We start from the raw sequence: 8,275 nt of genomic DNA on the forward strand, positions 1-8,275 counted from the left end.
TCCAAAATACCGGTCAGGTCATCAGGATGCGGCAGTATCCCGTTCAACGCGGACAAATTTGGTCGAGCAGCGCCTGGGTGATTGAGATGATCAAATTATAATCTTGCGCGACATCGTTGCGAATTGCTTGCTCAAATGGCATCAAAATCATGTTGCGGTGCGATCATGTATATGTTTTATTTCGGACGTGCGACATGTTCATGAATGATTCTGAACTATGCGGCGGTGCCGGACTGGAGGCGGCAGCCTGATGCCCGAGTCGCTCGTCATGTTCATGGTCAATGATACTTGTTCCCCGAGACCGACTGCAGACAGGCATGCTGACGAGGGCGCGACAGCTGTCGGCAAGCCGTATGAGCCGCGTTCGGTCAAGGGCATGGGCGCCGCAAGTGGCACCAGCGCGTCCGATCGCGTCAGCCGAACGTCTGCCTTGCGCTTGCACGGCATCCTCCAGCGGTTGTTCGTGATCCGGGGAGTAAGCTGTTGAGGGGTGCCGAGCTCGAAGGTGGTCGGTCAAACGACTCGCCTGTATCGGATATGCTGACCGATGTGGCCATTGAGTGGGGATATTCTTGTGAAATCTCTTGTGCCGGTTGCCCGGCCGGAGATCGCAATGGGCAGGCAGTGGCCGCCGGAACGATCCTCACCAACACATTGCGTCACGGCATAACAATTTGCTCGAGCGACCTAAGTACAATTTGCAACAATAGCCGTATCGGCGTGGTCAAGAGGTCGGTCATGATCGTGATCAACCTCGACGGATCGACGATAAATTATGGCCTTGAAGATGGGCGCCGGTTGACGATTCCAGCGGGCGCCGCCATCGCATTTTTTTGCGCGGACGATATGCGTCTCACTGCGGCCTACCAAAATGGTGAGCGATCTCGGCTTCTTGTCATTCAGTGCTGTCCCTCAAATCTTATGGATCAGTACATCGCCGAGCAAATCGATGCGCATCTCACCGAAACCACGTTTAAGCCTCTGCTTGCGACGTGCCGTGCGCGCATGTTGGCACAGGAACTGTTCGCTCCAAACCATTCGGGTTTGGTGGGACAATGGCTTGCTGAAAGCTGCGCACTGGAATTGCTGGCCCGTGCCGTAGAGGACCGGGGCGCAGCCGACCTCCCAACCACAAGCTCGCTTCACCCACGCGACGTCGCCAAGATCCATGAGCTGCGTGACAAGTTGCTGCTGAATTTGGACGCCGAGCACCACCTTACAGACCTCGCGCGTGACATCGGCATGAGTACGAGCACGTTGAAGAGCAAGTTCGTAGCCGTGACCGGTCAGCCGGTCTTCAAATTCCTGCGCGATCAGAGACTCAAGCGGGCCAGGGATGGCCTTCAGCATGAAGGCTGGACCGTCTCGCAGGCGGCCTACTACGTTGGCTACCGTCACCCGACAAACTTCGCCACGGCCTATCGGAAGCGTTTCGGCATGGCGCCCACCGCCTCACGGACCGCAAGTTAAGGCCTCGCGTTGAACGGCCACGCCATTGTGCTGGTAATCCGCAGTCACAACTTCTGACGGCCGACGGGCGCTACAACGTCTTCTGGCAAGTCTGCGGCCCATTTTAGGGATGGCAGATTACAGTCCCCCGACCGCTCCGGAACTCTGACGGGTATCGCAATGTCCGGCCCCGTCCGCGACAGCGTGCTTTGCGGAAGCCACCGGCCGCTGCGCGGACAAGATCTCACGGATCTCAACCCGTTCGGGTGCGCCATCCCGGGCCCCTGTTCCGCCCAGCCACGGCGGTCAAATCAGTATCTCTGGCCGAAACGGGTTGGTGTGTAGCGCATCATAAGGGTCAATGGGGTCTAAATCCAGACCCGCAAGCGCTCCGTCCAAGGTTTCGGTCAAGATCTCGAACGTCTTCGGAATCCCGCTGACTCCGCTCGGGAAATCGACACACAGCATTTGGTCGAACTTCTGGAAGGAGTGCTTCCGGCGCGGTGACATGCGGCCAGGTCAGCGAGCCGAATCTCTGGCTGCGCGGCGCTTCCTGTTCCGTCAAGCCTGCGGGTGGCAAAAAGATCCCCGTACACGACCTTAAAAATATTCCGATTATAATCTGCTCGTCCTCAAGAATAGGTTTTCGAGCCCGCGCAAAAGGTCCGCTGCATGCGGCAAAGCTTGGTCTTGAACTAAACTCCTCGCCGAGCGCGCCTCGCAACGGAGGCGGCGCTCCGGACAAGCCCAATGCTGACGGTCTCCCTGCGACGGAAACGGTCGCGGACCCTTCGTCAGCCGCGTGAGATAGAGTTTATGAGCGATCGATCCATGGCCCGAGCGTGCCCACGATGTCGTCTGTTTGACGACGGCGCGGCGCTGCTCGTAGCAGCTTCGTTCTCGCTGCTGTGGACGGTCGCTCAGGCCGGCGCGCAGCCGTCCTCCGCCCGGTCCGAGTCGGTTACCCTCGACACGCTCGAAGTGACGGCGCGCCGCACGGCCGAGCCGCTGGCCAACGTCCCCCTCAGCGTCGGCGTCGCGACCCCGGCGGACATCGCGTTCGAGGCGCCCTCGAACGCGGCGATCGACATCTCGCGCCGGATCCCGAACTACAGCGTCACCGATGTCGGCAATCCGCTCTTCGCATTCGGCGCCATCCGCGGCGTCGGTACCCTCAGTTTCCCGCAGAACCCGTTCGACTCGACGATCGGCTACGCGCTGAATGGCACGCCGCTCTCGCTCTACGCCGGCACGCAGCAACTCCTCGACGTCCAGCGGGTCGAGGTCCTGCGCGGGCCGCAGAACGTCCTGTTCGGACGGTCGAGCGAGGGCGGCACGGTGAACATCGTGCCGACCGAGGCGGACGGCGTGCGCGACCTCCGCATCCGGAGCGAGTTCGGCACCCGGGGCAACTTCTTCACCGACCTGATCGCCGGTGGAACGATCATCCCGGATGTCCTCAATGGGCGTGCGGCGATCCGGTTCACGGGCGGCGGCGGCGACGTCAAGAACATTCTCAATGGGCAGAATCTTCCCGACCGCGAGATCGCGGCCGCGCGCGGCGCCTTGCGCTGGTACCTCGGCGACGCGACGACGGTGACGGTGACCGGCTTCTACGAGCGCGATCGCCGCGACACCTTCAATTACATCCTACGGGACGGCCCGTCCTACCCGGCGGTCGCCCTCGATCAGCCGCTCAAATTCGCGCGCTCACTCGCCATCGGCACGGCGGAGATCAAGCACCGCTTCGACGCATTCGATCTGACCGCCACCTTCGGCGTTCAGGACATCAATTCCCGGCTTTCGTCCGATAACACCGACGGCCTGATCTACAGTCAGCTGACCGGTTTCCCCGTGAGCGCGTTCGCGAGCAGCACCTGCGCGGACTGCACGCGCTACCTATTCCGCGAACGCGCCTATTCCGGCGAGGTCCGCGCGAGTGCGAAGCCCGACGACCCGGTGCGCTGGACGACCGGCCTGAACATCTACAAATCCAATTTCGAGCATAGCGGGACGAACACCAGCTCTTTTGGCCCGACCCAGAACGGCTATTACGACGCCAAGCTCGACCTGGACAGCTACTCGGGATTCGCGGAAGTCGGAGTTCCGATCGCGGATCAGTGGACGTTGACCCCGGGGATCCGTATCGGCCACGATACGGTCTCGCGCCGAGGCACCTACATTTCGAATGGCGTAGCCGGAACGGTGCCGAGCTTCGCCGAATACGGGCAGGTGGGCGACACCTTCGTCGCCGGCGGCCTCACCCTCAGCTACAAGCCGGACGAGTCCTCGCTGATCTACACGTCAGCGAAGCGCGGCTACTCCAACGCCGGATTTCCCTACTTCAATATCTTCGCTCCTTTCGGGAAACCCGCTCCGTCCTACCCGGCCTCGTACGCGTGGACCTACGAGGGCGGCGCGCGCACCACGATTCTCGACGGCCGCGTGTCGCTGGAGGGATCGGTGTTCTACAACGACGTTCAGAACGGGCACGTGAACGCGTTCGATATGCGCGCCAACACCTTCACCATCGCGACGCTCGACTACCGGACCTACGGGTTCGAAGCGGGCGCGCGGGTCCGCCTCACCGACGGGCTCACGTCCTACGCGAATGTCGGGCTCACTCGCGCCGCCTTCGTCAATGTGCCGGCGACCGATACGACGGGTGCCCGCGACGGCGGCCGTCTTCCCGGCATCCCGACTTGGTCGGGCGTGGTCGGCCTCGAGAGCCGGATCCCCCTCGGCCCTGCTGGCTCAAGAGGCGATCTTGTCAGTAGCGCCGAGCTCCAGTTCGTGGCTGGTGGGCGCGCAGCCGACATCGCAAACACCTTCGACCTGCGCCCCTATCGTATCGTGAACGCCCGCATCGGCTGGGAGAACGACACCTACAAAATCTACGCCTTCGCCCAAAATCTCTTCGATGAAAACATCGAGCTGGCGGGAGCATCCTATACATCGACCGTTTTATCGGTAACCCCCGGTCTGCGGCGTGTCATTGGCGGGGGAGCGGAGGTGAGATTTTGATACAGTGAGGAAATAATAGATTTTTCTGTATAGCTGGTCTTGATTCAATATCAATTCATTTGGCCTACATGAGAATGGATCTGTTCAGTTGCCATTCCCGTCTGGCCATTAAGAGCATCGAATGCACCGATCAAGAAGGTCGGTGCATCATAGCCGCAAAGGATTGAGGCTGCGGTTATGTTCCGGAAACATTGTATGGACTGCGCGTTGTGTTCGGCGATGTAGCGACCGACCGCCGTTTGCAGATATGGGCGAGACGAAGCCGTTGAGACGCAATCCCTCGGGTTGGTGGTCGCGCCGGATCACGGGCACGCACCGGCTCGTCTATCACATGAAGGGCAAGGGCGAGGATCAGCTTCTCGAAGCCCTCCCATGCCGTTGGCATTACGACAACTGACAATAAGACATGAGCTGGGAAGTGATCTCGTCATCCGCCGCTTCGAAAATTCTGCAGACGTTGGAGACGGAGGCCGCACGAGAATAGCCGCCAGTTTTGCCACGAGGCGTTGAATACGACTCTTGGGCCTCTTTGAACTCTCGATGTGGCTTGCGTATCACCGGATGACACCTGGGGCCAAGCGAACGAGCCCGAGAAGGTTCCCATCTCAGCTCCACCCCTCACTGTTCGGCTCGGAAAAGCGAGGGTTGGCAAGAACTCACGGAACAATCCATAGGCTTTCTCGCGACGGATGTGCGGCTTTCTGCTAGAGCCGTACATCCGCAGTGTCGTGCTTGCGGCGCCGACCGTGCCGCCGCGACAAACCCTGTCTCAATCCGCTCAGAAAAACTTAGTCCGCTTGACTGTCCTGTCGAATCGCCGAACCGGATGGCATGTTCGGCCACCTTCGAAGCACACTGCCAAGAAGCGGTGTCTCGGGAAGCTTAAGGTGGTGGGACATTCCTGCGTCCTTGCGACCCCCAACATCGACTTGGCGCGGCTGAGCGACAACTTCTTTCGCAGCATGCCTCTTCCGGTGCATCAGCACCCTCCACGGGGCGCGAAGCCATATCTCTGGGAGGCCCCTTCTTCCGGGCAGGCCAAATTGGCCGGCCGCGCTTGGTCAGGCCGCATCGGAGGTCTGAACCTGCGGTACCATCCGATCGAGGTGGGTTCGGAGTCGGCCGGCAGCAAAGTCCATAAAGGCGCGAACCTTGGCAAGCGCCAGCCGGTCGGGTGACACGACCAGGTGGATGGGAACGGGGGGCGGCTCGTCGGCGGGCAGAAGAACAGCCAAACGGCCGTCACGCACTTCGTCCTGGATCTTGTACGAGAAGATTCGAACGATGCCTTCGCCGTCGATTGCCGCTCCGACAGCCGCGTCGTCGGTGTTGACCATCAGCCGAGGCTTGACGCGGACCGTGCGGGCGATCCTGCTGCCGTGCGCCGGCGGAAAGCTCCAGATGTCGGTCGGGCTTGTGGGTTCGATCCCGATGCAGTCATGCCGCGCCAGATCGGCCAGCGTATTGATCGGCGGTCGATCAGCCAGGTATCTCGGCGACGCGCAAAGAACGCGGCGCACTTCGCCGATGCGAACCGCGATCAGACTGGATTCCTGCAGCGGAGCGATCCGGAGCGCAACATCAATCCCCTCATCGACGAGGTTCGTCACCCGATTCAGCAGCAGGTAGCGGACCTGCATGGCGGGATACGCCCTCAGGAACTCACCCACGACCGGGCGCAGAACGCGTGTCCCGAACATCACGGGCGCGGTGACGGTCAGGACGCCCCGGGGTGCAGCCCGGTTCCCGGCCAGGGCGAGGTCGGCTTCGTCCAAGTCCGTCAGCACCCGGCGGCAGACGGCGGCGTACTGCTCGCCGGCCTCGGTCAGCTGCAGCCCTCGGGTCGTCCGGTGCAGGAGTCGAGCTCCGACATGCCTCTCAAGAGCGGCGATGGCCCGCGTCATCGCGGCTGGGGAGCGACTGAGGCGCCGGCCAGCGCATGCGAGGCTGCCCTCGTCCAGAGCGGTGACGAACACCCGCATCGCTTCGAGACGATCGATCATTATTCCGCCATGCGAAATCAAGGATTGCGCAGGTTAGGCGTTCCGCTCCCGAGCACAACGGCCTAGCCTGCGTTACCTGATTTGGAAAATAAGAGGGTGAACGTGACCGACCCCGCCAACATCCCGATCATCCATTATCGGACTGCCAAGGTCGAGGGCGTGCGCGTCTTCTACCGGGAGGCGGGCCCCGCGGATGCCCCGATCGTGTTGCTGTTGCACGGCTTCCCGACCTCGTCGCACATGTTCCGCAACCTCATTCCTCTCTTGGCCGACCGCTATCACGTCATCGCCCCTGACTATCCAGGTTTCGGCGGCAGCGATGCTCCCGATTACCGGGAGTTCGCGTATACGTTCGCGCATTATGCCGACATCGTGGACAGCCTGCTGACCCAGTTGGGAGCGGGCCGCTATGCGATGTACGTGATGGATTACGGCGCCCCGGTCGGTTACCGGCTCGCGCTCAAGCATCCAGAACGCGTCAGTGCTCTCGTCGTCCAGAACGGTAACGCCTATGAAGAGGGGCTGAAGGCGTTCTGGGATCCCATCAAGGCCTACTGGCGCGAGGATACGCCCGAGCGGCGCGAAGCTCTCGCTTTCCTCGTCGCACCGGAAACCACGAAGTTTCAGTACGTCGACGGCGTGGCCGACGTCTCCCGGATCGATCCGGACAACTGGCTGCACGACCAAGTGTTGCTCGACAGGCCGGGCAACAGGGACATACAACTCGACCTCTTTCGCGACTACGGCACCAACGTACCGCTCTACCCACAATTTCAGGCCTTCTTCCGGGAGCACAAACCACCGACGCTCATCGTCTGGGGCCGGAATGATACGATCTTCCCGCCCGACGGCGCGCATCCGTATCTGCGCGACCTGCCCGATGCCGAGCTGCATTTGCTCGACACGGGGCACTTCGCGCTCGAGGACAAGCTCGACGTCATGGCGCCGATCATTGGGGACTTCCTCGATCGCAGCATCGGCAGCCGTTGAGGCACAGGCGAGCAGCAAGGGGGCGTCGTCAGGGGACGATCCAGGTCGCGGACGGCGCCACGATCTCATTCAAGGATCGCGGCGAAGGGCGGCCGATCGCCCTCGCTTACCGCTGGCCTCCCAGCGCCGACACCGTCGAGGATCAAATGCTCGTCCTCGCCCGTCAGGGACACTGCTGCATCGCGTATGACGGACGCGGGCGTAGTCCCTCCGTCCAACCTTGGACTGGCAGCCACCCCAATACCGAGGCTGGCGATTGGGCGGTGCCGGTCCAAGCGCTTGGGCCCGCGTTGCCTGAAGCCTCCGGCGTAGCATGCGTTTTGTGCCTCCGATCCGAGGCGGGACCTCGCTGAGCGACACGTTCACGGACGGATCCTCAACCACAGGACGAGGCTTTCCGGCCGAAGGCGAGAACACCGCCCTGGAGCCTGCGGCGCCCACTCTCGGTTACCCCTGGGGTGCCATCAGAACGGTGCCAAGTGGCGCGCAACTCCGCAAGAACGGGGGCCGCGGAGCCACGGCGGTCGAAGATGCAGCGCGGTTGGCCGCCGAGATCATCGGGTGCCGGGCCCTGTGACCGGCATCGACCGGGAGGCGAGCGTGCGCGCTCGTGCCGGGACGAGGGCTGAGCCAGCCGGATCGACGCGGATCCGGCCGCGAGCGACCGCCATCCAGACGTTTGATGCGTCCGAGATGCTCGGCCCTGTGGCCAGCCGCCGGGTCTTTGTGCATCAGACGGTCCCGGTCGTCGCCGCGGCCCGATCGCGCGGAGACGCCGGTTCGGCCGACCGGGCGATCGGCATCCGCCG

The 8,275-nt window shown here is 62.3% G+C and carries 5 protein-coding genes; 4 read left to right on the forward strand and 1 reads right to left on the reverse strand.

Annotated elements, in window-relative coordinates:
• Positions 1-738: 738 nt before the first annotated feature.
• Positions 739-1,470 (forward strand): AraC family transcriptional regulator, encoded by a 732-nt coding sequence (locus WYO_RS30365; protein ID WP_165486589.1) that lies wholly within the window; start codon positions 739-741, stop codon positions 1,468-1,470.
• A 795-nt stretch (positions 1,471-2,265) separates the two neighbouring features.
• The gene (locus WYO_RS28285; RefSeq protein WP_165486590.1) at positions 2,266-4,473 is read left to right on the forward strand and encodes a TonB-dependent receptor; all 2,208 of its coding nucleotides are present in this window, start codon (positions 2,266-2,268) and stop codon (positions 4,471-4,473) included.
• Between the two features lie 1,061 nt (positions 4,474-5,534).
• Here WYO_RS28285 and WYO_RS28290 read toward each other — a convergent pair.
• Positions 5,535-6,473: a LysR family transcriptional regulator gene (locus WYO_RS28290; protein WP_039904638.1), complete on the reverse strand. Its 939-nt coding sequence runs from the start codon at positions 6,471-6,473 to the stop codon at positions 5,535-5,537.
• Between the two features lie 105 nt (positions 6,474-6,578).
• Here WYO_RS28290 and WYO_RS28295 point away from each other — a divergent pair, with 105 nt between their 5' ends.
• The gene (locus WYO_RS28295; protein WP_007569259.1) at positions 6,579-7,466 is read left to right on the forward strand and encodes an alpha/beta hydrolase; all 888 of its coding nucleotides are present in this window, start codon (positions 6,579-6,581) and stop codon (positions 7,464-7,466) included.
• Positions 7,467-8,039: 573 nt separating this feature from the next.
• A partial coding sequence (locus WYO_RS32045) for a hypothetical protein (protein WP_210160734.1) occupies positions 8,040-8,275 on the forward strand: 236 nt, incomplete at its 3' end.

Origin of the sequence: Methylobacterium sp. GXF4 (genome assembly GCF_000272495.1) — a bacterium.
Classification (GTDB): Bacteria; Pseudomonadota; Alphaproteobacteria; order Rhizobiales; family Beijerinckiaceae; genus Methylobacterium; species Methylobacterium brachiatum.

Coding starts and splice junctions, on each gene's coding strand:
- WYO_RS30365 (WP_165486589.1), top strand. CDS start 739: ATGATCGTGATCAACCTCGACGGATCGACGATAAATTATGGCCTTGAA.
- WYO_RS28285 (WP_165486590.1), top strand. CDS start 2,266: ATGAGCGATCGATCCATGGCCCGAGCGTGCCCACGATGTCGTCTGTTT.